Raw genomic sequence first — 23,303 nt, forward strand, 5'->3', positions numbered from 1 at the left:
CGGTTCGTGCCGGAGGCACTTCTGGTTTGACGCGGGTTTACGCAAACTCTGCGTTGAATGCCGGTATGGTGGATGGGCGGCGGGGAGGCCAGATGACCGACAAACAGGCAGCGCCGGGCGACCGGCCGGGCCACAGTGGTGACGTCGAGGCCGCCCTGCCGGCCATGGCCGAGCACGCCCGTCGCCTGGAGATGATCATCGAGGGCACCGCGGCTGGCACCTGGGACTGGAACATTCCCGACGGCCTGATGCGGGTGAACGAACGCTGGGCGCAGATCGTTGGCTATACGCGGGAGGAGCTGGCGCCGATCACGCCGGAGACCTTCTTCCGGCTGGTCCATCCCGAGGATCTGGCGCAGTCCAATGCGCTGTTGGACGAGCATCTGCAAGGCCGCTCCGCGCATTACGAGAGTCTGTGCCGGATGCGCCACAAGCAGGGGCACTGGATCTGGGTGCAGGATCGCGGGCGCGTCTACGAGCGGGATGGGCAGGGCAGGCCGATCTGGATGGCCGGCGCCCATGCCGATGTCACCGATCTGCAGCAGGCCCGGCAGGACGCGGCGGACATGCGGCAGCGGCTCCAAGCGGTGGTCGATGCGTCCGACGAAGTAGCGGTGATCGCCACCGACATCGACGGCGTGATCAATCTGTTCAACACCGGCGCGCAGAAGCTGCTGGGCTACGCCGCCGAGGAGGTGATCGGCCGGGTCGACCTGGGCCGGTTCCACGATCCGGATGAAATGCGTGCCTATCTGCAGGCCGACGCACCGGCGGACGGGCAAGTACCGAGCATCTTCCAGGCACTCACCGCGCGCGCGACCCAGGGCACCTGGTCACGTCAGTGGACCTTCGTGCGCAAGGACGGTGAGCGCCGCCAGGTGCGCTTGTCGATCAGCCCGCTCGACGGTGCGGGCGGCCGGATCGGTTACGTGGGCATGGCGGTGGATCTGACCCCGCTGCTGGAAGTGCGTGAGCAGGCCCATGTGGCGGCCAAGAAGTTCGCCGGCGCGTTCTCATCGGCGGCGCTGGGCATGGCCCTGGTCTCGCTGGAAGGTCGCTGGCTGGACGTCAACGATGCGCTGTGCGGGATTCTCGGCTACACCCGCGCCGAACTGCTGCAGATCGACTTCCAGACGCTCACCCACGCCGATGATCTGAACACCGATCTGGCCCTGCTTGGCGACCTGCTGGCCGGGCGTCGCGACCACTACCACATGGAAAAACGTTACCTGGGCAAGGCCGGCAACCTGGTCTGGGGGCGCCTCTCGGTCTCGCTGGTGCGCTCGGAGAGTGGGGAGCCGCTGCATTTCGTGTCCCAGATCCAGGACGTGACGGTGCAGCGCCAGAGTGGCCAGCAACTGCGCGAATCCGAACAGCGCACCCGGGTCACCCTGGATGCGGTGGCCGACATGGTGCTGACCCTGGATCTGCACGGTGGCATCCAGTACGCGAACGCGGCGGCCACACGCGCGCTGGCCGGCGAGGGGGCTGAATCACTGGCCGGCGGTCAGCTGCAGGACGTCATGGAGCTGACCACCGAGTACGCGCCGCGCTCGCCGTTGGACCTGGCCGTGCTGCTGGACCCGGAGAGCAATGCCGTCGACCTCCATTCGGATCTGCTGCTCTCGGTGGGCGCCCACCTGTTGCCGGTGGACGTCACCCGGGCCTGGCTGCGTGGCGAGGACGGGCAGACCACCGGCGCAGTCTGGGTCATCCGCGATGTCACCCAGCAGCGCGCCCGGCAGCGGGAAGCACGGCACCTGGCCGAAGTCGACCCGCTCACCGAGCTGAGCAACCGGCGCGGGTTCGAGGCTCACCTGCAGCAGGCCATCACCCGGGTCGCCCGGACGGGGCAGTCGGCGTCGCTGATGTACATCGACCTGGACCGGTTCAAGCCGGTCAACGATACCCATGGCCATCTCGCCGGCGATGCCGTGCTGTGGGCGGTGGCCATTCTGCTGCGCCATGGGGTACGTGATTCGGACATCGTGGCGCGGCTGGGGGGCGATGAGTTCGCGGTGATCCTGGCCGGCTGTTCGCTCAAACGCGCGCGCCGGATCGCCAGCGACCTGCTGGAGTCGCTGCGCGGGCTGTCCATTCCTTGGGACCTGCAGCGGCTGAAGGTGGGCGCCAGCATCGGCATCGCCCGGATCGGTGGCAGCATGAGCGTGGATGATGCGGTGGCCGCCGCCGATGCGCAGTGCTACCGGGCCAAGGCGATGGGACGTGACAACGTGCAGGTGGAGACCCTGGTGGCGGGGGACGTGGAGGTGCTTGAGAGCCAGGACGGCTCGGAGGGTGGCGAGTGAGCCGGTGCAGGCTTAACCGCAGCGCGCCCTAAAGCTCCCGGAATCTCGGCCGTTGTATGACTCGCAGTCATTGCCTGCACACTCACGTGGATATCTGGCTTTACACCTGTTTGAACGGTTCATTGCCGCCGCCTGTCGCGGTGTTTGAAGCGCACTGAAGTAACGTCAGCCCCACTGGCGATCTTCGTGAGTCCAGCCAACGGAATACCGCTACCGGGCCACCGCCCGGGGTTGACCTATTCGCTAAACGGACACCGAGGTCTAACGATGCTTACTTCAGGCTTGCACACGCATGTGCCCGACCGTGCATCCGATACAGGTGCATGGTCCCCGCGACACGCTTTCGCCACATTGTTCGCTTCCCGCCGCAGCACGGAGGGCGCGGTCTCCGCCGCCCGACAGCGCCAGTGCGAGCTGGAAGACCAGGTCAAGGCCCTGCATCGGGTCCAGGCCGTGATCGAGTTCGACCTGGACGGCACCATCCTGCAGGCCAACGAGAACTTCCTGCAGACGCTCGGCTACACGCTGGACGACATCCAGGGCAGGCACCACGCCATGTTCGTCGATCCCGAGTACGCCAAAAGCAGGGAATATCGGGACTTCTGGGCGAATCTGGGGCGCGGCGAATTCGATGCAGGACAGTACCGCCGCATCGGCAAAGGCGGCCGTGACATCTGGATCCAGGCGTCCTACAACCCGGTGTTCGACGCCGACGGGCGGCCCTACAAGGTGGTCAAGTTCGCCACCGACATCACCGCACAGAAATTCCAGGCCGCCGATTTTGCCGGCCAGTTGGCGGCGATCAACAAGTCCCAGGCGGTGATCGAGTTCGATCTCGACGGCCGCATCCTGGCCGCCAACGAAAACTTCCTCGCCGCCATGGGGTATACGCTGGACGAGGTGCGCGGCCAGCACCATTCCATGTTCGCCGAGCCTGGCTACCGCGACAGTGCCGAGTATCGTGCGTTCTGGGCGAAACTCGGCCGTGGCGAGTACGACGCCGGCCAGTACAAACGATTGGGCAAGAGCGGGCGCGAGGTCTGGATCCAGGCCTCGTACAACCCGATCTACGATATGAACGGTCGTCCGTTCAAGGTCGTCAAATATGCAACCGACATCACCGCTCAGGTGCGTGACACCCAGGCATTGCAGGAGGCCGTGGCACAGACGCGCGAAGTGGTGGCCGCCGCCCAGAGCGGGGACCTGACCGGACATATCGCCACCCAGGACAAAACCGGCCCGATCGCCGAGCTTTGCGACGGCATCAATGCGCTGGTCGAAGCGATGGCCGGCATCATCGCCCAGATCAAGCTGGCCGCAGACACCATCGCGGTGGGCGCCAGCGAGATCGCCGAAGGCAACAGCGACCTCTCCGTGCGCACCGAGCAGCAGGCCGCTGCCCTGGAAGAAACGGCCGTTTCGATGAAGGGACTGACCGCTACCGTGCGGCGGACGGCCGACAATGCCGTGCAGGCCAACCAGCTGGTGGGCGGGGCGGTGGAGGTGGCTGCGCAGGGGGGCCAGGTGGTGCACGAGGTGGTCTCGACCATGTCGCTGATCAACGACTCCTCGCGCCGCATCGTCGACATCATCGGGGTGATCGACGGCATCGCCTTCCAGACCAATATCCTTGCGCTCAATGCGGCCGTCGAAGCGGCGCGTGCCGGCGAACACGGTCGCGGCTTCGCCGTGGTGGCGTCGGAAATCCGCTCGCTGTCGCAGCGTTCGGCCGAAGCGGCCAAGGAAATCAAGCAGCTGATCGGGGATTCGGTCGAGAAGGTGGGCGCGGGCACGCGCCAGGTCGAGAGCGCCGGGCGCACGATGGACGAGATCGTGGTCAGCGTGAGGCGGGTAAGCGATCTGATGGCCGACATCAGTACGGCCGCGCGTGAGCAGAGCGACAGCATCGAGCAGATCAACCAGGTGGTCGAGCATATCGACGAGAGCACCCAGCAGAATGCCGCCCTGGTGGAGGAAGCCTCGGCCGCCGCGCGCAGCATGGAAGAGCAGTCCACCCAGTTGCTGCAGACGGTGGCGGCATTCCGGGTGGGGGGAGCGGGCACGCATCGCTCGGTGCACCTCAATCCCATTACCGGCCAGCCCGCGCTGCGTCTGGTCTAACTGCAGTGCGGGAAACCCCTACCGCGCGCCGCAGTAAACCGTGATGCACACGGCGCGCGGCTTTGGGATACTCGATCTTCCAAGGACAGGTCGGAGTATCACAATGCGGATTGCACCACGGTTGAACATGCTGCTGGTCATGGGGATGGCCCTGCCTTGCACTGCGGGGGCGGCGTCGGCGGTGTTTTACGACGCACACACCGGTGCCTACGGCTATTCAATGAACAAGCGCAGCATCAGCACGGCCATGCAACAGGCGCTGGGGTATTGCGCGCAGCGCTCACCTGACTGCAGCACTGTGGCCAGCACCTCGGAGGGCGGTTACTCGGCGCTGTATACGGGCACGGGTGCCATGGGTATTGCCCTGTCCGCACAGGACGATGCAGCTGCTCAGCGCAAGGCCGAGTCGATGTGCCGGCGAAAGGCAGGGGACTGCCGGCTGGTACTACTGTGGCGCGAAGAACCGGTGGCGCCGTCCGTGCCGCCGGTTCCCGCGATCCCGCCACATACCCTGCCTCCCATCGGGCCGGCCGGGTAACGGTCGCGGCGCTGCCGAGCGGAATGAAAAAACGCCCCGGATCCGTCGATCCGGGGCGTTCTGGTTTTCCATGGTGCCGAAGGTGGGACTCGAACCCACACGCTTTTAAGGGCGGCGGATTTTGAGTCCGCTGCGTCTACCGATTCCGCCACTTCGGCTGGCTGGCCGCGTAGTGTATACAAAATTCACACATCTGTGCAGACCTGAATGCTTAAGTTCCTGTCAGGGTTTCACCTACACAGGACGCTATACTCATCGCGCTGAACCATACAGGGAGTCGTCATGAGCGCGCTGCAGGATCTTCGGGTACTGGTGGTCGAGAACGACGAAATGAGCGCGGCCCTGCTGCAGATGCAGCTGGTCCAGTCCGGCGCCATCGTGGTGGGGCTGGCGGCCTCGGTGGGCGAGGCGCTGCGCCTGCTGGGCGAGACCCAGCCGCAGGTTGCCCTGCTGGACTATCGGCTGGCCAACAACGAAACCAGCGAGCCTGTCGCCCAGGCATTGGCGGCGCGCCAGATTCCCTTCGTGCTGGCGACCGGCATGGCCACCGCGCATCTGCCCGATGCCTTCCGTTCGGGCGTGATCCTGAGCAAGCCGTACCTGAGTGCCGAATTGAACGCTGCGCTGGCGCGCGCGCAGGTCGGCGATTCCGTCGCCGGCTGAGCAGCACTCACGCAGCTTCGGCATGGGCGAGTGTCACCGGCTCGCGGTCGTCGAGGATCCGATACAGCGCTGCAAGGTCCTGCGGATCCGGGTTCAACCAGGCGTCCAGATATTCCGGCCGGATCGGCACGATGCAGCGGTCATGGCCGGTGCGCGCCACGTCCATCGGCGGCGCATCGGTAATGGCGGCAAACGACAGCAACCGGCCTTCCGGCCCTTCCCACTCCGACCACAGGCAGGCGATCAGCAGATCGCGCGGTGGCTGCGGGCTGAATTCCAAGACAACGTTCTCGGCTGTTTCGCCTGGCGACAGAAACCGCTGTTCCAGGGCGTGCCGCGGCACGTGCTCGTAGAACGATTGCACCACCACCACGCCATGCTGATGGCCAAACGCGGATTTCCAATACGCCTCGAGGCTGTCGCGGCGCGCGTTGTAGGTGCCGGGATACAGCACGTCGTTGCGCGCGGGCTTGTCCGGTAGCCGGCATTGGTAGCGCATGGGTTTGATCACGCGTTGGCCCTGCTCGGACACGATCACGGGTGCATACACGCCGGGAAAGATGCGGCTGTCGCGTGGAACCAGGCCGGCGCGTTGCAGATCGGACAGGCGTGTCTGTGCGCGGTCGATGCGGTTGCCCGCGACGCGTACCTCGTTGCGTACCTTCTGTGTGGCGCGCGCGGCCAGTTGCGCCTCGGCCGCCTTCAAACGCGCGCCCTGCAGCCGCACTTCTTCGTCGAGGGCCTGCATTTCCTCGGCATGCCACTGCTGGATCCGCGCCACGATCTCCTGGCCCAGGGGCGTGCGCGCACCAGCGAAGCCATCGTCCATCGCCTTGGGGGTTTTCGGGCGTTGCTTGCCGGCGTCGTGGGCATACAGCTGGGCGAACTCGTCCAGCGACAGCATGGCGCCGTACTCACGGACCAGCTTGGTGTAGTCGGCACGGATCTGGGCGGAATAGCACATGGCAGGGCAACAGGGCGGGCAGGGGGACAGGATAGGCCGATGGGTCGCACATCCTGCGAATCCATTCGGGCAAGCTGAGCGTCCATTCATTACTGGAGCCGCGTCATGTCGCTGCCCGCCGGTGTTCACTGCATTCCGTTGCCGCCCAGCGTGGAGGAGTATCGCGCGCTGCGCGTGCTCGCCGGGCTGAGCCCCAAGACGGCCGAGGCGGCGGCGCGAGGCCTGCCCAACACGATTTTTGGCGTGAGCATGCGCGAGGGTGACCGGCTGCTGGCGATGGGCCGGATCATCGGCGACGGCGGCTGTTTCCTGCAGGTGGTGGATATCGCGGTCGTGCCGGACCGCCAAGGGCAGGGCCTGGGCAAGGCTGTGATGCAGCAGTTGGATGACTGGCTGCGGGGTCATGCCGTGGGTGCGTATGTGAGCCTGATCGCCGACGGCCAGGCGCACCGGCTGTACGCGCAGTTCGGCTTTGCCTTGACCGCGCCGCGTTCGGTGGGAATGGCCAAGGTCGTGGCATAGCGCCCATAAACAAACAGCCCCGACCGAAGTCAGGGCTGTTTGTTTGAAGCTGGCGTCCCCACGGGGATTCGAACCCCGGTCGCCACCGTGAAAGGGTGATGTCCTAGGCCTCTAGACGATGGGGACGCGTTAAACCGAATTTTGGCTTCTATCGGACGGCCTGTGTCCGGAGAAGTGGTGGAGCCAGGCGGGATCGAACCGCCGACCTCCTGCATGCCATGCAGGCGCTCTCCCAGCTGAGCTATGGCCCCACAGTTGTGCTGCGAGCCGCCTATCATAGCGGTGGTTTCACCGGATGGGAAGGGGGTTCGTAAAAACAAACAGCCCCGACCGAAGTCAGGGCTGTTTGTTTGAAGCTGGCGTCCCCACGGGGATTCGAACCCCGGTCGCCACCGTGAAAGGGTGATGTCCTAGGCCTCTAGACGATGGGGACGCGTTAAACCGAATTTTGGCTTCTATCGGACGGCCTGTGTCCGGAGAAGTGGTGGAGCCAGGCGGGATCGAACCGCCGACCTCCTGCATGCCATGCAGGCGCTCTCCCAGCTGAGCTATGGCCCCACGTTGTACCGCGAGCCGCCTAGTATATCTGCCTGTTCACGTTTGTGGAAGCCTTTCGGGCATCCGCATCGCAACCGCAGTAGGCGGTGAACAAAAAGACCCGGCATGCCGGGCCTCGGTGTTCTTCTGATGAGTGGCGTCCCCACGGGGATTCGAACCCCGGTCGCCACCGTGAAAGGGTGATGTCCTAGGCCTCTAGACGATGGGGACGCATAAACTCATCAAATTGTTCAGCACACCCGAACGGCCTAAGGTCCGGAGTGGTGGAGCCAGGCGGGATCGAACCGCCGACCTCCTGCATGCCATGCAGGCGCTCTCCCAGCTGAGCTATGGCCCCACGATGCTGGAGGCGGAATTCTACGCGGCCGTGAAGCGTTCGCCAAGTCTTTTTTCTGAAATACCGAAGAAAGAATGCCGGACATTGATCGACGCGCCACAAACAAAAAGCCCCGACCGAAGTCAGGGCTTAGTGCGTTGCAATTGGCGTCCCCACGGGGATTCGAACCCCGGTCGCCACCGTGAAAGGGTGATGTCCTAGGCCTCTAGACGATGGGGACGCACGAAAACTTTAAATTTTGTCACTGCAATCTGATCGGCCTAATGATCGGATTGGTGGAGCCAGGCGGGATCGAACCGCCGACCTCCTGCATGCCATGCAGGCGCTCTCCCAGCTGAGCTATGGCCCCACGTCGTGAGGAGCGAAATCATAGCGACGACGTTTTGGATTGGCAAGGAAAAAGTGAAGAAAGTTCATCATGCATGCGCGCTCATCGGCTGGGCAGTCGTTGATGGCGTAGACGCAATGCGTTGCTGATCACCGATACCGAACTCAAGCTCATCGCAACCGCGGCCAACATCGGCGACAACGCGATGCCGAGCGGATACAGCACGCCGGCTGCAACCGGAATGCCCAGCCCGTTGTAGAGGAACGCAAAACCCAGGTTCTGGAGCATGTTGCGCACGCTCGCCGTCGATAGCTGGCGTGCCCGCAGGATCCCGCGCAGATCGCCCTTGACCAAGGTCACCTGCGCACTGGACATCGCCACGTCGGTGCCGTTGCCCATTGCGATACCAACATCCGCGCTAGCCAGTGCCGGCGCATCGTTGATGCCGTCGCCGGCCATGGCCACCTTGCGCCCCTGCGCCTGCAGCGAGCGGATCAGCTCGGCCTTGTCGGCAGGGCGCATTTCGCCGTGCACTTCATCCAGGCCGAGCTCCGCTGCGACGGCCTTCGCCGTGGCGATTCCATCGCCGGTCGCCATTACGATGCGCAGGCCATCACGATGCAACTGCGCGATCGCTTCCGCGGTGGACGCCTTTATCGGATCGGCCACGGCGAGCAGACCACCGAGCCGACCGTCCACGGCAAGGTACATCACACTGGCGGCGGCTTCCCGTAGCTGCTCTGCAGCGTCTCGCAGCGCATCCAGCGCAATGCCGTGCTCATCCATCAGCGCCGTGTTGCCCAACAACACTGCCTTGCCCTCGACCACACCCTGTACGCCCATGCCGGTGAGGGAATCGAACTCGTCCACACTGGTCAGCGTGACACCGCGTGCACGCGCTTCGGCAACGATCGCCGCGGCCAGCGGGTGTTCGCTGCCTTGATCCAGGCTGGCTGCCCAGCGCAACACCTCATCGGCGCTGAACGGTGCAACCGGCTGCACCGCGCGGAATGCCGGCCGACCTTCGGTCAGCGTGCCGGTCTTGTCCACCACCAACGTATCGATCTGGCGCAACGCTTCGATGGCCTCAGCGTCGCGGAACAGCACACCGTGCTGCGCGGCGCGACCGGTGGCGACCATGATCGTCATCGGCGTCGCCAACCCCAGTGCGCAGGGGCAGGCAATGATCAACACCGCCACGGCGCTCAGTACGGCGTGCGTCCAGGACGGTTCGGGTCCGAACAGACCCCAGCCGAAGAAGGTGAGCACCGCAACGGAAAGCACGGCGAGGACGAACCAGTACGCGACGGTGTCGGCCATGCGCTGCATCGGCGCACGCGAGCGTTGTGCCTGCGCCACCAACTGCACGATCTGCGCCAGCATGCTGTCATCGCCGAGCCGGTCGGCACGGATCACCAGGCTGCCGGTGCCGTTGAGGGTGGCACCGATCACCGTATCACCGACGGCCTTGCTGACCGGCACGGGCTCGCCGGTGAGCATCGATTCATCGATGGAAGACCGGCCTTCCAGCACCGTGCCATCCACCGGTACTTTTTCACCCGGCCGTACGCGCAGGCGATCGCCGGGTTGCAGGGCGGTGATGTCCACGTCCTCTTCGTGGCCATCGTCGCGCAGGACGCGGGCGGTTTTCGGCGCCAGACCGAGCAGTGCCTTGATCGCGGCAGAGGTCTTGGCACGGGCCCGCAGTTCCATCAGCTGCCCCAGCAGGGTCAGCGAAATGATCACGGCGGCCGCCTCGAAATACACCCCCACATGCCCATGCTGCTGGAACGAGGGGGGGAACAGGCCCGGTGCGATCGTGGCGACCACACTGTAGCCGTAGGCGGCCAGTACACCGGTCCCGATCAGCGTCCACATGTTCGGGCTGCGGTTGCGGATCGACTGCGCCCAACGCTGCAGGAACGGCCAGCCGGCCCACAGCACCACCGGGGTGGCCAGGGCCAACTCGATCCACACCCGCAGGTCCGGCGACAAGCCGTGCAGCAGCGGCGTCATCGCCAGCATGGCCAGCGTCATCGTGGCCACGCTGAGCGGCAGGCTCCACCAGAACCGTCTGCGGAAGTCGATGAGTTCCGGGTTTTCGCCCTCCTCGAGGCTGGGCATCATCGGCTCCAGCGCCATGCCGCAGATGGGGCAGGTGCCCGGGCCTTCCTGCACGATCTCCGGGTCCATCGGGCAGGTATACAGCGTGCCCGCCGGCACCGGCTCGGCCACATGCGTGGACGGTTCCAGGTAGCGCTGGGGATCGGCGCTGAACCTGCGCCGGCACCCGTCGCTGCAGAAGTGGTAGTCGCTGCCGTCATGCCGGGCGTGATGGGCGGTCGTGGCGGGATCCACATCCATGCCGCAGACCGGATCCTTCACGGTAGTGGCGCCGCTCGCTGCCCTGGCGCTGCAGCAACTCCCGCCACCCTGCGCGTGGGGCTTGCTCATGAGTGAGTCTCCGTCAGTGCGGAGAGGATCGGGCACTGCTGCAGATCGCCGTGGCCCGGGCACGCATCCACCAACTGCTTGAGCGCGGCGTGCATCCGCTGGAGTTCGCGGATGCGTGTTTCGATGTCGGCGAGTTTGTCCACCGCACTGTCGCGGACCTGGGCCATGTCCTGGCCACGTTGATCGCTGAGGCTGAGCAGTTCGCCGATTTCCTCCAGGGTGAAGCCCAGTGCCTTGGCGCGCCGGATGAACTGCAGGCGGGTGAGGTCGTTGGCGCTGAAGACGCGGTAGCCGCCCGCGCTGCGTTGCGCCGTGGGAAGCAGGTGCTGCCGCTCGTAATAGCGGACGGTATCGATAGGCACGCCGGCCTGGCGTGCGAGCTGTCCAATGTTCATGACCACCTCCTGGATGATGGGGTGATTGTGAACCTTGGAGTCTGGTCCAGAGTCAAGCCTTACTGAAACCCCACTGGAAATTCACTCCGCGTGAAATTTGCAACTAGTTGCATGGCTGTCCGTCCGGGAGGGTCGTAGCCTCAGGCCATCTCACGTACCGCCCAGGTGTGCCGGGCCCCATGCCCGGCCGCAACGTTTCAGGAGTTTGGCCATGGATGCACCCCGTAACACGCTCCAGCCCGATCGTCGGCTGGACACCCCGACCCTGATGGAAGTGGCGGTGGTTGAATTTCCCGGCAGCCTGCGGGCTGCCGCGCCGGTGTTGTCCGAGCTGGCCCAGCGCTGCAATCGCACGGTCGCTGCCGGGCGGCGCAGCGGCGCGCGGATGCTGGTGACCCGCTGGACGATGTCCTCGCGTGGCATGCAGCGCGTCGCCGGTGCAGAGCTGTTCGGCGATGCGCTGCCGGCCATCGTGGTGATTCCTGGCAGTGAGTCCAGCTGGGCGATGTCCGTGCCGGACGAGCGCCTGTTGGCTTGGCTGCGCGAGTGCCATGAGGGGTGCAGCCTGATGGCCGGGTGCGACGAAGGCGGCCTTCTGCTCGCCGCTGCCGGCGTGTTGGCCGGCCGCTCAGTGAGCGTGCCCGATCCGTCGCGTTGCCCGGCATTGCGGACGATGGTGCCCAGCTGGCTGCCCAGCGAGCGCACCCTGGTCGACGACGGCGACCTGTTGACCGCCGCAGGGCAGGAGGCGTGGAAGTACCTCAGCCTGCGGCTGCTGGCGCGGGTCTACGGACAGAGTGTGATGAACACGGTGATCCAGCAGCTGCAGCTGATGATTCCGCGCAGCGAGCTGGACGATCTGGAGCGCTTCAGCCCCAACTTCGCGCATGGCGACCGCTGCGTTCTCAAGGCGCAGCGCTGGTTGCACGGCATCGCGGCCCGCGGCGTGGGCCTGGATGACATCTGCGCGCAGGCCGGGCTCGAGCCGCGCACGTTGCAGCGGCGTTTCCTGAAGGCCACCGGCATGCGCCCGATCGAGTACTGCCAGCGGCTGCGCATCGCCAAGGCGCAGCTGCTGCTGCAGAGCGGGGGCGTGGTCGACCAGGTGGCGTGGGCGGTAGGTTACTCCGATCAGAGCGCGTTCCGTCGTCTGTTCCTGCGCATCGTCGGGCTGACACCCGCGCGTTATCGCCGGCAGGTGGCGGCGCAGCACCGCGAGCGCGCCGCCAGCGGGGCATCCGGACGGCTGGTCGAGCCGATCCGCTCGGCTGCCTGAATCGTGCACGGTCGTCGTGCTTGATCCTCCAAGGCCTTGCGGTGACCATGCCCACGGGCCCGATGCAATGCAGCTGTCGCCCGGAAACAACCTGGGCGACGGTGGAGGCGACGAATGATCAGTAGTGCAGGCCCGGTACCGCTTGCGGTGGTGTGGGTGTTGGTGGCCACCGGCATCGCAATGCTGGTGGCCAGCGTAATGCGGGGGACGACAACCGAAGGCGCGCCGCGTCCTCGGTCGGTAGTGGTGGACATGCTGCTGCTGGGCCTGCTGGCGGGACGTGCCGGCTTTGTGATCCGGCATGCTGGCGACTATGCCGCCGATCCCTGGGCGATGCTGCGGATCGGCGATGGTGGATTCCTGTTGTGGCCGGCGCTGCTGGTGGGGTTGGGGTGGGGCGCATGGCGTCTGCGTCGCTGGCCCGCACTGCGCCGTCGCGTGGGTGCCGCTGCGCTGGCGGGTCTGCTGAGCTGGGCGGTGCTGTCGACCGGTGCCGGGTGGCTTCAGCAATCACGGGTGACGTTGCCGCCGATCACGCTGAGCTCGCTGGAGGGACGCCCGACCGCGCTGAACGATACCCAGGGCAAGCCGGTGGTGATCAATCTCTGGGCCAGCTGGTGCGGCCCGTGCCGCCGCGAAATGCCGGTGCTCGCCCGCGCGCAGCAGCGCCACCCGGATATCGGATTCCTGTTCGTCAACCAAGGGGAAACGCGCGACGAGGTCGACGCGTTCATGGCGGCCGAGCAGCTGTCGCTGCACAACGTACTGCTTGATGAAGACGCGCTCACCGCCGAGCAGCTGCAGGTCCACGCCTATCCGACTACCCTGTTCTTCGATGGGCAGGGCCGCCTGCGGCACCTGCACCTGGGCGAGCTGACCGCTGCAGGCCTGCAATCCAAGCTCGACGACCTGTAACGGTCGCGGGTCGTTTGTTCCATGATTCCTGGAGTTTCCATGACGTTGAATTCCCCGCGCACGCTGGTCACCGCGTTGCTCATCGCACTGGCCGGTTGCAGCCAGGCGCAGACGCCGAAGGCAGCCGATGCGGCAACGGTGCCAGCCGGCGGTGATCGCCCAGCGGTCCTGAAGGGCATCGAAAAGCATGGCTTTGAAGTGATCGGCGAGTTCGATGCGCCGGGTGGTCTGCGCGGGTTCGCCGGCGTGGTCGGCGGGCAGCAGCCGGCGGCCGCATATGTAACCGCAGACGGCAAGCACGTCGTGGTCGGCAGCCTGTTCGATGCCAATGGCCAGGACGTGGGCGAGGCACCGCTGGAAAAGCTGGTGGCCAAGCCGATGTCCGAGCGCGCCTGGAAGAAGCTCGACGAGAGTGCCTGGGTGCGCGATGGCCGCGCCGACGCCCCGCGCGTGGTCTACACCTTCAGCGATGCCAATTGCCCCTATTGTCATCGCTTCTGGGAAGCGGCGCGCCCGTGGGTGGATGCCGGCAAGGTGCAGTTGCGCCACGTCATGGTCGGCGTCATCCGCGAAGACAGCCCGGCCAAGGCCGCGGCCATTCTCACCGCGCCCAACCCCAGCGCAGCGCTGCTGGAGAACGAGCGGCTGTTTGACCGTGGGGGCATCAAGCCGGCGGCGTCGTTGACCGCCGAGGTGGCCAACAAGCTTGATGCCAATCAGGTGCTGATGATCGAATTGGGCTTCCAGGGCACCCCGGGCATCCTGTTCAAGGATGCGCAGGGAATGGTGCAGCGCCGCTCGGGCATGCCGCAGGGCGATGACATGACGGTGGTACTCGGCCCGCGCTGAGCTGCCCCTCCGAACGGTGTATCTCGCGCCGGGTCCTGCCCGGCGCGCGTCGTTCCTGCAACGCACTGTGGCATCGCCCTGCGTTGACCTCAACCGCAGTTGAGGCCGGAGACTTCGCACTCACTCCCCGACGAAGTCTCCCCCCATGTTGAGCGATGCCCCTGTTGCGCCTGCCGGCCTGTTTGGTTTCATCAATCCGTCCGGGCTGTACGACCCGACCGCGAACGGCTATTCGCACGTTGCCGTGGTGCGGCTGCCGGCCCGCGTGATCCACATCGCCGGGCAGGGCGGGGAGACCGCAGATGGCGCGTTGTCGCCGCGCTTCGAGGCGCAGGTCGCCCAGGCGCTGGACAACCTCAGCCTCGCACTGGCGTCGGCCGGTGCCACCCTGGCCGACGTGGCGAAGCTGACCGTGCTGGTGGTGGATCACGATCAGGACCGGCTCGGCATTCTGTCGGATCAGATCGGCCGCCGCTGGCCGCTGGGCCGTGCGCCGACCTGCACGCTGATTCCGGTGCCGCGGCTGGCATTGGAGGGCATGCTGTTCGAGATCGAGGCGACGGCGTACACCGGCTGAGCGATCCGGGGCGGGCCTTTTCATGTGATATATGAAACATATATGATGTGTATATCACTTCAGAGGGCTCGCCCATGGGCATCGTCAACATCGACGACGAACTGCACGACAACCTGCGCCGCGCCAGCGGCGTCTCGGGCCGCTCGATCAATGCCCAGGCGGGGTTCTGGATCAAGATCGGCATGCTGTGCGAGATGAATCCGGGGATGAGCTACCAGGAGATCGTCAGCCGTGAACTGCGTGCCGCCGGGGTCGAACCGGGCGCGTTGCGGGTGGCCGAAGCATGATCAAGACCGCTGAAGAACAGGCGCTGATGCGCGCATCCGGACGCCTGCTGGCACAGGTGTTCGACGCGCTGGACGAGCGTTCGCTGGAGGGCATGAGCACGCTGCAGGTGAACGACTGGGTCGAGCGCTTCATCGTCGATCAGCTGCACGCCCGCCCGGCCAGCAAAGGCCAGTACGGCTTTGCCTACGTGCTCAATAGTTCGATCGACAACGTGGTCTGCCACGGCGTGCCCTCACCGGATGTGATCCTGCGCAGCGGCAGCATCGTCAACCTGGACATCACCCTGGAGAAGGACGGTTACATCGCCGATTCCAGCAAGACCTATCTGATCGGCGAGGTGGACTACGCGGCCAAGCGGCTGGTGCGTGTGACCCGCGAAGCGATGTGGAAGGGGATTGGCGTGGTGCGCCCGGGCGCGACGCTGGGCGACATCGGTTTTGCGATCCAGCAGCATGCCAAAGCGCATGGCTACAGCGTGGTGCGCGAATTCTGCGGTCATGGCATCGGCCAGGAGATGCACGAAGAGCCGCAGGTGCTGCATTACGGGCGCCGCGGCGACGGGCTGGAGCTGGAGGAAGGCATGACCTTCACCATCGAGCCGATGATCAACCAGGGCCGCGCGGCGATCGACATGAGCGACGACGGCTGGACGGTGACCACCCGTGACGGGAAGCTCTCGGCACAGGCCGAGCACACCGTGCTGGTCACTGCCGACGGGGTTGAGGTCTTGACCTTGCGCGGGGGCGAGCGGCTGCCCGACTGAACCCGGCCGCCGGGCTTGGCTCGGCTGCCCCATTCGCTATGTGTGACCACACTCAGTCGAGCGGCGGCAGGTCGCCTGCCTTTGGGTCATGGCCGAGCAGGTCACCGGGCTGGCATTGCAGTTCCCGGCAGATGGCCTCAAGGGTGGAAAAGCGGATCGCTTTCGCCTTGCCGGTCTTCAGGATGGACAGGTTGGCCAAGGTGATGTCGATCCGCAGAGCGAGTTCGGACAAGGTCATGCCCCGCTTGATCAGCATCCGGTCCAGGGTGATGACGATCGCCATCAGACCACCCCGTCGAGGTCTTCGCGCATCGCCGCGCCCACCGCGAAGACCCGCGCCATGACGAACAGCATCAGCACCGCGATCAGCCCGGTGATCGACAGGCCACCGCCGATCTCCATCCACGCAAAATCCGGCCCCATCCAGGTGGCGTAGGCGCCGATCAGGATGGAGAGCAGCTCCATGACCAGCATCAACCATGCCATGCGGCGCAGACGCAGCGCATGACCATGGGCGAAGAAGTGGCCGCTGCTGACCGCACGGACGAAGCGCTCCAGGTGGCGCAGGAACACCAGCCCGATCGCCAGCAACAGGGCGATGGCCACCAGGCCCAGGCTGAAATGAAGAAACAGGTTGCTGCCATGCGCCACACTCGTTTCTATCGAGGTGTGCAGCCAGCTGCGGTCGAAATACACGACAGGCAGGGCACACGCTGCGGCGAGGATGCCCAGCCAGCAGATGGCGGTCACGCCGCGGATGGCCGCATGGGTTACGTTGATGATGCCGTCCGACCCGAACGGTCGGCCGTTGGTGCTTGCCACTGTGCCTCCTTGATGGGCGGACCACGATGCCCGCCATGTTTATTGATAAGCAATAAGATTATGACTGTCCAGCACAGGATGCACTGCAGCGCGTGCACAGGGACGTCAGGCAATCTCGCACGTCCGCCTTCACGTTGCACCGCTGCCGGCTTGTCGATAGTGAACGCACCTATTCTGCTCGGCCGCCGACCCACATGCCCCTGATTCCCGAGCGCGTCCAGCGCTGGCCCCGACCGTGGCGCGTCGCGCTGCTCTCGCTGCTGGTGCTGTATGCGCTGTATTTGCTGGCGGGCAACGTATTCCTCAATACGCCGCTGTTCGATGCGGTCACCAACCGCAAACCTGAGAAATTCACGATGCAGACCGGGCCGGCGCTGACCCTGATGCCGGGGCAGGCGGTGGTGTGGAACATCCGGATGCGCGGGCAGGCCAATCGGACGCAGTATGTGTTCCGCGCTGACCGGGCGAGTGCATGGATCGACCTGCCGGCGCTGTTGCGCAAGGAAGTGCGCATTCCGCGCATCGATGCCACGGGAGTGGAGGCCGAGGTCGAGCGTGTGGAGAAGGCCATTCCGCCGCCGCCGCGGGGTGACCGCGGCTGGACCCTGCGCTTCGATGCGATCCACAGCGACACCATCCGCAGCGGGCGCTTCGGCAAGCTGCTGATCGTGGGCCAGGGGCACGGCAACGTCGGTTTCCTCAAGCAGCTCAAGGGCGGGCCGTCGGAGCTGTTTGATTCCACCGCCGGCTTCGATGATGCCCAGGTCAGTTTCGACGGCGTCAACGCGCTGGACGATGCCCATATCGCCGCGCGCTTCCATTTCCCGCGGCACTATCGTGACGACGCGCCGGGGCTGCAGAAACTCGGCATCACCTGGGCACAGCTGCAGATCGATGCCCGCAGCCAGGGCCTGCGCATCGATACCGGTGGCCCACACGTCAAGGTGGGTAGTGCCGTCTCCAATGCACGCCTCACGGCGGATGTAACCCTGGAAGAGGGCGCGCTGCGGCCGGGCAGCCGGCTGGTCTGGCGGCTTCCCCTGCACGCGGGCGTCAACGCCGATGACCGCGGGCTGATGTCGCTGCAATTGGATGTGGCGCAGGACATGCGGGTCCAGGCGCGGTTGCCGCGTGACCCGGAAACGGGCAGTGAACTCAATGCCGATGTCCGCGTGACCGGCCGGAAGATCCCGTTCCAGGTGCCTGCCGAACTGCTGCCGCGTCTGTCCGGCAGGGTGCAGGGCGCCTGGCAGTTCCAGTCACTGAACTGGATCAGCGACCTGTTCGTGAAAAAGCCCTGGTTCCATCTCGATGGCGGCGGTCTGCTCAAGGCCGATGTCATCCTCGCCGACGGGCAACTGGCGCCGGGCAGCACGGTGGATATCCCGCAGGTGGCCGCTGTGGCCGAGGTTGCAGGGGTACGGATGCGCGGCGACGCCCATGCACAGGGGCGGATTGTCGAGGGGGAGCCGCCACAGGCAGAGCTGAAGGTGCAGATCCCGCGCTTCCAGGCTGCGCCCACCCATGCGCCGAAGGACGTGTTGTTCGATGGCCGGCAGCTGGCGCTGACCCTGCGCGGTGATGCGCGCCTCAAGGAATTGAGTGATGGCATGCGGGCGCAGCTGCGTTTCACCGATGCACGGGTCCCGGACCTGACCGCGTACAACCGCTATCTTGGCAACGACAACGTGCGTCTGCTCGGCGGTACCGGTCTGCTCAGCGGCGATGTGTCGCTGGATGCCTCCGGCCGTGTGGGCAAGGGCAGTGCCGATCTGCGCGGCACCGGGGCACGGCTGAGCGTCGCCGGCATTGCCATGCGCGGCGATGCGCAGCTGCAGGCCCGGCTGCAACGTGCGGATTTCGACAGCCGCCAGTTCGATCTGAGCGGCACCACGGTGGACCTGCGCAACATCTACGTGGGCGACGAAAAAAGTGACGGACGCTGGTGGGGCAACGTAGCGATCCGCAGCGGGCATATTGATGCGGCCGCGCCGTTCCAGGTCGATGGCCTGGCGGATCTGCGCCTGCGCGATGCCGGGCCGTTGCTCGGCGTGTTCGCTCAGCGCAGCGAATACCCGCGCTGGGTGCTCGGGATGCTGGATTCCGGGGAAGTGCAGGCCAGTGGGCAGTTGCGTTGGCGCAGCGGCCAACTGATCGTAGAGGACCTGAAGGCCGAGAACGAACGTCTGTCCTTGCAGGCGCGGCTGGATCTTCGTCATGCGCAGCGTCGCGGTGATCTGTATATACGCTGGGGCGTGCTGGGGGCCGGCATCGAGCTGCAAGGCGAGCAGCGCAAATGGCACCTTGCCGGCGCCCGCGACTGGTATGCCGAGCAACCGCGACTGCTGCCGGCCAAGCCGGCCGCCGCGAAGCAGGGCAACAGCACGCCCTGAGGGAGTAGACGGCTCCCCTCGGTGGGCCCGGCTTGGTATCCTCGCCGCGCCCACTGTCTGGTGACAGCGTGCCTTTTCGCCGTCATCGACCCGTTATCCCATGAGCAACAGCACCCACCGCGTCCAAGGCCTCAACAACGATGAGGTGGCCGCCGATTGGCCCGCCATCACCGACCGCGAGATCACTTGGCTGCGTGAGCGGTTTCCGCAGCTGGGCGAAGCGAGCCAGGTGCTGTGGCACAGCCCGCGGCCGATGTCTGCCGCCGCGATTGTCCAGAGCGAACGGGGCAGGGTGTTCGTCAAGCGCCACCATGGCAGCGTCCGCAGCGCAGCCGGCCTGACCGAAGAGCACCGTCTGCTCCAGCACCTGGCTGCCCAGGGCGTGCCGGTGGTCGAGGTGCTGCAGGACCGCGACGGTGCAACGGCGGTCGAACACGAGGGCTGGACCTACGAGCTGCATACCGTGGGCCGCGGCCAGGACATTTATCGCGACGCGCCGTCCTGGACGTTGCTGACCGATACCGCGCAGGCGCGCGAGGCGGGCCGGATGCTGGCGCGACTGCACCGCGCGTCAGCCAGCTATCACGCACCCCAGCGCAGCACCCACCTGCTGGTCGCGCGCGATGATCTGCTCCGCGCTGTCGATCCGGTTGCCGCTATTCACGCCGGGCTGGGTGATCGCCCTGGATTGGCGGCCTACCTTGCGCGACAGGACTGGCAGGCCGATCTGCAGCGGGCGGTGCTGCCCTGGCACGCCGGGCTGGCTCAGCGCCTGCAGGCCGAGCCTCGCCTGTGGGCGCACAACGACTGGCATGTGTCCAATCTGCTCTGGCGTCAGGACGGCGATACGTACGTCGTCGAGACCGTGCTCGATGTTGGCCTTGCCTCACCGACCAGTGCCTTGTTCGACCTGGCCACCGCCATTGAACGCAACGCGGTGGCCTGGCTGGCGCTGGAGCGCGGCGAGGCGGCCGTGCGCGTGGATATCGCGCTGGCCCTGCTGGCCGGCTACCGCGAGATCGTGCCGCTGTCTGCCGAGCGCGTGCACCTGCTGGCCGATCTGCTGCCTGTCGTCCAGCTCGACTTCGCACTGTCGGAAGTGGAGTATTTCGAGGCCGTGACCCACTCGCCGGCCAATGCCGACGTGGCCTACCACACCTTCCTGCTCGGGCATGCTGACTGGTTCAGCACCCCGGCAGGGCAGGGCCTGCTGAAGGCGCTGCACGCCGCCGCCTGAGGGCAGGCTCGCAAATCCGTACGGTTTGTAGTGAAATAGTCACAGAAGCGGGGGTGCCTGGCGAAACCAGGCTGAGAGAGTCCCTTGGAACCTGATCCGGTTTGCACCGGCGTAGGGAGCTTTGAGCAGCAGGCATACCGCCGTGATGGGTCGGTGCGCGTGCGTGCCTTCGCTTCGTCTCCCCCAGCTGATGACGAATCGAATGAACCTTTGCTTCCGCCCCACGCTGTTGTCCGCCGCCCTCTGCGCCGCGCTGCCTCTTCATGCCAACGATCTCGCGGACGCGCCCGAGCGCTCGCCGACCGAGCTCGCCGCCGTGCGCGTGCAGGCGCATCAGCCGGCAGCTACCACCACGCAGACCAGCAGTTTCGGCGCGGGTGACTGGAAGAGCACCCCGGCCTCGGTGAACGTCCTGGATCGCGATCTGCTGGACAGCCGCCAGGTGCGTACGTTGTCCGAACTGGCCAGTAACGATGCCTCGCTGGGCGACAGCTACGCGCCGGTCGGTTACTACCAGAACATCGCGATCCGCGGCTTCCCGCTGGATACCGGTACCGGCTACCGTTTCAATGGGCTGTCCATCACGGGCGAGCAGCGCCTGGCGCTGGAGAACATCCAGTCGGTGGAGATCCTCAAGGGTGAGGCGGGGCTCGCCGCGGGCGTGATGGCACCGGGTGGGATCATCAACTACGTGGGCAAGCGCCCGGCCGAGGTGCGCAATGTCACCCTCGGCACGGATTCGGAAGGCTCACGCTACACCGCGGTGGATCTCGGCCACTGGCTGTCGCCGCGTTTTGGCGTGCGTTTCAATGCCGCCTGGGAAGACAGCGATTCCTACATCGATCACGCCGACGGGCGCCGCAACTTCTATTCGCTGGCCACCGACTGGCTGATCGGCGAGCGCGGCAAGCTGGAGGTGGATGCCAACTACCAAACCAGCGCGCAGCGCTCGGCCTCGGGCTATCAGCTGCTGGGCGCCACCGAGCTGCCGCGCGGCGTGGACCGCAAGCACATGCTGGGCTACCAGGCCTGGCAGCGGCCGGTCGGCATCGACAGCACCAACCTCACTGCATTGCACACCTACGACTTCAGCCCGACGTGGCAATCGCGAGTATCGGCCAGCTACAGCCGCTCGGTGATCGACGACAACGTCGCCTTCGCCTACGGCTGCTACTACGCCGCCGGCTGTGCCGATGGCAGCGTGCCGGGCAACTACTTCGCGCCCAACGGCGACTACGACATCTACGATTACCGCAGCCCGGATGACACCCGCCGCAACCTCGAATTCCGTGGCGAACTGCGCGGCAGGTTCGCCACCGGCGATGTCCGGCACGAGCTGAGCGTGGGTGCGGACCGTTTCGAGCGCACCGTGGACAAGCGCCGCAACGTCAACGAGTACGTGGGCACCGCCAACATCCACGATGCACAGGTGCCGCAGTTCGAACCGTCACCGCTGATGCCGGGCGCCTCCGCGCGGCGTCTGGACAGCGCGCAGACCGCGGTGTTCGCACTGGACCGCATGAGCTTCGGCGACTGGCAGTGGCTGGCCGGTGGCCGCTTTGTCCGCCTGGACGAGCGCGCCTATGACAAGCGCGGCAACCCCGAGCGCCACAGCCGCCTGTCGCGCTTCCTGCCGCAGACCGCGCTGGTCTGGAAGGCCACCGATGAGCTCAATGCCTACGTCAGCTACGTGCGGGGCATCTCGCTCGGTCAGGAAGCCCCGTTCTGGACCTCCAACGAAGGCACGTTCCTGCCCGCGGTGCTGTCGCGCCAGACCGAAGTAGGCGTCAAGTATGTGCCCAGCGATGCGCTGACGTTGGGTGCCGCTCTGTTCCGCACTTCGCAGCCGTTCCAGTACGCCAAGCCGGATGGCAGCGATGTGGGCTACACCTTCGTCCAGGAAGGGCAGCAGACCCATACCGGGCTGGAGCTCACCGCGCAGGGCCAGCTCACCGAGCGCCTGTCGCTGACCGCCAGCGCCAGTGTGCTGCGCGCCCGCGCCCGCGATGCCGGCACGCCGGATTACGAAGGCCATCAGCTGATCAACGTGCCCAAGACGCGCGCGAGCGTGCATGCCGAATACCAGCTGCCGTTCGTGACCGGCCTGGGGCTGACCGGCGGCTGGCGTTACGCGGCCTCCAACGTGGCCACCGCCGATGGCCGCGTGAGCGCACCGGCGTACAGCGTGTTCGACGCCGGCCTGCGCTTCAAACATCAGCTGGGTGAGCATCCGGTGACTTGGAATCTCTCGGTGGACAACCTGTTCAACCGCTTCTACTGGCGTGACACCGGCAGCAGCTCGGGCGACTACTACCTGTTCCCGGGCGCACCGCGTCAGGCGCGGTTGTCGGTCACGTTCGCGCTATGAACCCGGCGATCCTGGAATGGTCGGCGGCCATCGTCAGCATGCTTGGCGTGTGGCTGATGACGCGCCGGGTCACCATTGCCTGGCCGGTCGGGCTGATCTCGGTCACGCTGTACGCGCTGGTGTTCGCCGAGGCACGGCTGTACTCGGACACGCTGCTGCAGGTCGTCTTCGGTGGCTTCCTGGTCTACGGCTGGGTGCGCTGGCGTGGCCAGGTGGAGGACGATGGCCGGGTCGCGATCATGCCGCTGGCGCGGGCGGCCATGTGGCGTGACCTCGGCATCGGCGTCGCCTTCGGCATCGCGCTCGGCGCGGCGATGCACTTCCTCACCAATGCAGCGTTGCCGTGGCTGGATGCAATGCTGGCTGCGCTGAGTCTGGTGGCCCAGTGGTGGCAGGCGCGGCGTCACACGGCCGCATGGTGGCTGTGGATCCTGGTCGACGTTGTCTACGTCGGCATGTACATGGTCAAGTCACTGCACGTGACCGCCGTGCTGTATCTGGTGTTCGTCGGCCTGGCCGTGATGGGGTTGCGGGCATGGACGGTGGCGCGCAACGACGCGCTGCTTCACAACGTAGAAGGGCGGCGCGGTTTAGTCAGCGCCGCCCTTCGTTACTTCAGGTCTGCA

At 66.0% G+C, this 23,303-nt stretch carries 19 protein-coding genes, 9 tRNA genes, 1 pseudogene and 1 riboswitch; of the genes and pseudogenes, 15 read left to right on the top strand and 14 right to left on the bottom strand.

Annotation, left to right across the window (positions count from 1 at the left end; genetic code table 11):
• Positions 1-92: 92 nt before the first annotated feature.
• The 3 genes from ABE463_RS00750 (at position 93) to ABE463_RS00760 (ending at position 4,968) form a co-directional block, all read left to right on the top strand.
• Positions 93-2,309: a PAS domain S-box protein gene (locus ABE463_RS00750; protein WP_346466884.1), complete on the top strand. Its 2,217-nt coding sequence runs from the start codon at positions 93-95 to the stop codon at positions 2,307-2,309.
• Between the two features lie 267 nt (positions 2,310-2,576).
• Entirely contained in the window at positions 2,577-4,430 is a 1,854-nt protein-coding gene (locus tag ABE463_RS00755) for a methyl-accepting chemotaxis protein (RefSeq protein ID WP_346466885.1), read from the top strand.
• A gap of 127 nt (positions 4,431-4,557) precedes the next feature.
• The gene (locus tag ABE463_RS00760; RefSeq protein ID WP_346467161.1) at positions 4,558-4,968 is read left to right on the top strand and encodes a DUF4189 domain-containing protein; all 411 of its coding nucleotides are present in this window, start codon (positions 4,558-4,560) and stop codon (positions 4,966-4,968) included.
• A gap of 71 nt (positions 4,969-5,039) precedes the next feature.
• Here ABE463_RS00760 and ABE463_RS00765 read toward each other — a convergent pair.
• Positions 5,040-5,126: transfer RNA gene (locus tag ABE463_RS00765), tRNA-Leu, on the bottom strand.
• Positions 5,127-5,250: 124 nt separating this feature from the next.
• Between ABE463_RS00765 and ABE463_RS00770 the strand changes: the two genes are divergently transcribed.
• Positions 5,251-5,631 (top strand): response regulator, encoded by a 381-nt coding sequence (locus tag ABE463_RS00770; RefSeq protein ID WP_346466886.1) that lies wholly within the window; start codon positions 5,251-5,253, stop codon positions 5,629-5,631.
• A 7-nt stretch (positions 5,632-5,638) separates the two neighbouring features.
• Here the strand turns inward: ABE463_RS00770 and ABE463_RS00775 are convergent, their stop codons facing one another.
• Positions 5,639-6,595 carry an SOS response-associated peptidase family protein gene (locus ABE463_RS00775; protein WP_346466887.1) on the bottom strand — a complete coding sequence of 319 codons (957 nt, stop codon included), beginning with the start codon at positions 6,593-6,595 and terminating at the stop codon, positions 5,639-5,641.
• Positions 6,596-6,700: 105 nt separating this feature from the next.
• On the opposite strand from ABE463_RS00775, the gene ABE463_RS00780 reads away from it, so the two are divergent.
• Positions 6,701-7,117: a GNAT family N-acetyltransferase gene (locus ABE463_RS00780; RefSeq protein ID WP_259259741.1), complete on the top strand. Its 417-nt coding sequence runs from the start codon at positions 6,701-6,703 to the stop codon at positions 7,115-7,117.
• 50 nt (positions 7,118-7,167) lie between these two features.
• Here the strand turns inward: ABE463_RS00780 and ABE463_RS00785 are convergent.
• The 10 genes from ABE463_RS00785 to ABE463_RS00830 form a co-directional block, all read right to left on the bottom strand.
• Positions 7,168-7,243 (bottom strand) — tRNA-Glu (locus ABE463_RS00785).
• Positions 7,244-7,292: 49 nt separating this feature from the next.
• Positions 7,293-7,368 (bottom strand) — tRNA-Ala (locus ABE463_RS00790).
• Positions 7,369-7,474: 106 nt separating this feature from the next.
• Positions 7,475-7,550 (bottom strand) — tRNA-Glu (locus tag ABE463_RS00795).
• A 49-nt stretch (positions 7,551-7,599) separates the two neighbouring features.
• Positions 7,600-7,675, bottom strand: a tRNA-Ala gene (locus ABE463_RS00800).
• Between the two features lie 134 nt (positions 7,676-7,809).
• A tRNA-Glu gene (locus ABE463_RS00805) sits at positions 7,810-7,885 on the bottom strand.
• A gap of 51 nt (positions 7,886-7,936) precedes the next feature.
• A tRNA-Ala gene (locus ABE463_RS00810) sits at positions 7,937-8,012 on the bottom strand.
• A 144-nt stretch (positions 8,013-8,156) separates the two neighbouring features.
• Positions 8,157-8,232 (bottom strand) — tRNA-Glu (locus ABE463_RS00815).
• Positions 8,233-8,285: 53 nt separating this feature from the next.
• Positions 8,286-8,361: transfer RNA gene (locus tag ABE463_RS00820), tRNA-Ala, on the bottom strand.
• Positions 8,362-8,442: 81 nt separating this feature from the next.
• Positions 8,443-10,794, bottom strand: coding sequence for a heavy metal translocating P-type ATPase (locus tag ABE463_RS00825; RefSeq protein WP_346466888.1), 2,352 nt, complete (start codon positions 10,792-10,794; stop codon positions 8,443-8,445).
• A complete protein-coding gene (locus tag ABE463_RS00830) occupies positions 10,791-11,189 on the bottom strand; it encodes a heavy metal-responsive transcriptional regulator (RefSeq protein ID WP_346466889.1) in 399 nt (132 codons plus the stop codon). The genes ABE463_RS00825 and ABE463_RS00830 overlap by 4 nt, the downstream gene beginning before the upstream one ends.
• 211 nt (positions 11,190-11,400) lie before the next feature.
• Here ABE463_RS00830 and ABE463_RS00835 point away from each other — a divergent pair, with 211 nt between their 5' ends.
• From ABE463_RS00835 to map, 6 genes are all read left to right on the top strand, one after another.
• Complete coding sequence (locus tag ABE463_RS00835) at positions 11,401-12,465, top strand: helix-turn-helix domain-containing protein (protein WP_346466890.1); 1,065 nt, start codon at positions 11,401-11,403, stop codon at positions 12,463-12,465.
• 114 nt (positions 12,466-12,579) lie between these two features.
• The gene (locus ABE463_RS00840; protein WP_346466891.1) at positions 12,580-13,380 is read left to right on the top strand and encodes a redoxin domain-containing protein; all 801 of its coding nucleotides are present in this window, start codon (positions 12,580-12,582) and stop codon (positions 13,378-13,380) included.
• Positions 13,381-13,419: 39 nt separating this feature from the next.
• A complete protein-coding gene (gene dsbG, locus ABE463_RS00845; RefSeq protein WP_346466892.1) occupies positions 13,420-14,229 on the top strand; it encodes a thiol:disulfide interchange protein DsbG in 810 nt (269 codons plus the stop codon).
• A gap of 145 nt (positions 14,230-14,374) precedes the next feature.
• A complete protein-coding gene (locus tag ABE463_RS00850; protein WP_346466893.1) occupies positions 14,375-14,806 on the top strand; it encodes a RidA family protein in 432 nt (143 codons plus the stop codon).
• A gap of 74 nt (positions 14,807-14,880) precedes the next feature.
• Positions 14,881-15,093: a ParD-like family protein gene (locus ABE463_RS00855; protein ID WP_088433419.1), complete on the top strand. Its 213-nt coding sequence runs from the start codon at positions 14,881-14,883 to the stop codon at positions 15,091-15,093.
• On the top strand, positions 15,090-15,857 hold the full coding sequence (map, locus tag ABE463_RS00860; RefSeq protein ID WP_346466894.1) for a type I methionyl aminopeptidase: 768 nt from the start codon (positions 15,090-15,092) through the stop codon (positions 15,855-15,857). The genes ABE463_RS00855 and map overlap by 4 nt, the downstream gene beginning before the upstream one ends.
• Before the next feature lie 52 nt (positions 15,858-15,909).
• Here the strand turns inward: map and ABE463_RS00865 are convergent, their stop codons facing one another.
• A complete protein-coding gene (locus tag ABE463_RS00865) occupies positions 15,910-16,140 on the bottom strand; it encodes a helix-turn-helix transcriptional regulator (RefSeq protein WP_346466895.1) in 231 nt (76 codons plus the stop codon).
• Positions 16,140-16,598: a DUF2975 domain-containing protein gene (locus tag ABE463_RS00870; RefSeq protein ID WP_259260067.1), complete on the bottom strand. Its 459-nt coding sequence runs from the start codon at positions 16,596-16,598 to the stop codon at positions 16,140-16,142. The genes ABE463_RS00865 and ABE463_RS00870 overlap by 1 nt, the downstream gene beginning before the upstream one ends.
• 275 nt (positions 16,599-16,873) lie before the next feature.
• On the opposite strand from ABE463_RS00870, the gene ABE463_RS00875 reads away from it, so the two are divergent.
• The 4 genes and pseudogenes from ABE463_RS00875 to pnuC form a co-directional block, all read left to right on the top strand.
• A complete protein-coding gene (locus ABE463_RS00875) occupies positions 16,874-19,072 on the top strand; it encodes a hypothetical protein (RefSeq protein WP_346466896.1) in 2,199 nt (732 codons plus the stop codon).
• Positions 19,073-19,172: 100 nt separating this feature from the next.
• Complete coding sequence (locus ABE463_RS00880; RefSeq protein WP_346466897.1) at positions 19,173-20,309, top strand: phosphotransferase; 1,137 nt, start codon at positions 19,173-19,175, stop codon at positions 20,307-20,309.
• Positions 20,310-20,348: 39 nt separating this feature from the next.
• Positions 20,349-20,444, top strand: a riboswitch (TPP riboswitch).
• Between the two features lie 67 nt (positions 20,445-20,511).
• The gene (locus ABE463_RS00885; protein WP_346466898.1) at positions 20,512-22,677 is read left to right on the top strand and encodes a TonB-dependent siderophore receptor; all 2,166 of its coding nucleotides are present in this window, start codon (positions 20,512-20,514) and stop codon (positions 22,675-22,677) included.
• Positions 22,674-23,225 (top strand): annotated as a pseudogene (gene pnuC / locus ABE463_RS00890) (nicotinamide riboside transporter PnuC); the annotation flags it as partial. The gene ABE463_RS00885 and the pseudogene pnuC, both read left to right, overlap by 4 nt.
• Positions 23,226-23,303: the final 78 nt, after the last annotated feature.

The organism is Stenotrophomonas sp. TWI819 (assembly GCF_039673075.1).
GTDB lineage: Bacteria > Pseudomonadota > Gammaproteobacteria > Xanthomonadales > Xanthomonadaceae > Stenotrophomonas > Stenotrophomonas rhizophila_B.

Bases quoted from the DNA above. Each gene is read 5' to 3' on its own strand.
- ABE463_RS00855 (WP_088433419.1), top strand. From the start codon at position 14,881: ATGGGCATCGTCAACATCGACGACGAACTGCACGACAACCTGCGCCGC.
- ABE463_RS00885 (WP_346466898.1), top strand. From the start codon at position 20,512: ATGAACCTTTGCTTCCGCCCCACGCTGTTGTCCGCCGCCCTCTGCGCC.
- ABE463_RS00875 (WP_346466896.1), top strand. From the start codon at position 16,874: ATGCCCCTGATTCCCGAGCGCGTCCAGCGCTGGCCCCGACCGTGGCGC.
- ABE463_RS00770 (WP_346466886.1), top strand. From the start codon at position 5,251: ATGAGCGCGCTGCAGGATCTTCGGGTACTGGTGGTCGAGAACGACGAA.
- ABE463_RS00865 (WP_346466895.1), bottom strand. From the start codon at position 16,140: ATGGCGATCGTCATCACCCTGGACCGGATGCTGATCAAGCGGGGCATG.
- ABE463_RS00775 (WP_346466887.1), bottom strand. From the start codon at position 6,595: ATGTGCTATTCCGCCCAGATCCGTGCCGACTACACCAAGCTGGTCCGT.
- ABE463_RS00840 (WP_346466891.1), top strand. From the start codon at position 12,580: ATGATCAGTAGTGCAGGCCCGGTACCGCTTGCGGTGGTGTGGGTGTTG.
- ABE463_RS00780 (WP_259259741.1), top strand. From the start codon at position 6,701: ATGTCGCTGCCCGCCGGTGTTCACTGCATTCCGTTGCCGCCCAGCGTG.
- ABE463_RS00835 (WP_346466890.1), top strand. From the start codon at position 11,401: ATGGATGCACCCCGTAACACGCTCCAGCCCGATCGTCGGCTGGACACC.
- ABE463_RS00830 (WP_346466889.1), bottom strand. From the start codon at position 11,189: ATGAACATTGGACAGCTCGCACGCCAGGCCGGCGTGCCTATCGATACC.
- ABE463_RS00750 (WP_346466884.1), top strand. From the start codon at position 93: ATGACCGACAAACAGGCAGCGCCGGGCGACCGGCCGGGCCACAGTGGT.
- map (WP_346466894.1), top strand. From the start codon at position 15,090: ATGATCAAGACCGCTGAAGAACAGGCGCTGATGCGCGCATCCGGACGC.
- ABE463_RS00850 (WP_346466893.1), top strand. From the start codon at position 14,375: ATGTTGAGCGATGCCCCTGTTGCGCCTGCCGGCCTGTTTGGTTTCATC.
- ABE463_RS00880 (WP_346466897.1), top strand. From the start codon at position 19,173: ATGAGCAACAGCACCCACCGCGTCCAAGGCCTCAACAACGATGAGGTG.
- ABE463_RS00825 (WP_346466888.1), bottom strand. From the start codon at position 10,794: ATGAGCAAGCCCCACGCGCAGGGTGGCGGGAGTTGCTGCAGCGCCAGG.
- ABE463_RS00755 (WP_346466885.1), top strand. From the start codon at position 2,577: ATGCTTACTTCAGGCTTGCACACGCATGTGCCCGACCGTGCATCCGAT.
- ABE463_RS00760 (WP_346467161.1), top strand. From the start codon at position 4,558: ATGCTGCTGGTCATGGGGATGGCCCTGCCTTGCACTGCGGGGGCGGCG.
- dsbG (WP_346466892.1), top strand. From the start codon at position 13,420: ATGACGTTGAATTCCCCGCGCACGCTGGTCACCGCGTTGCTCATCGCA.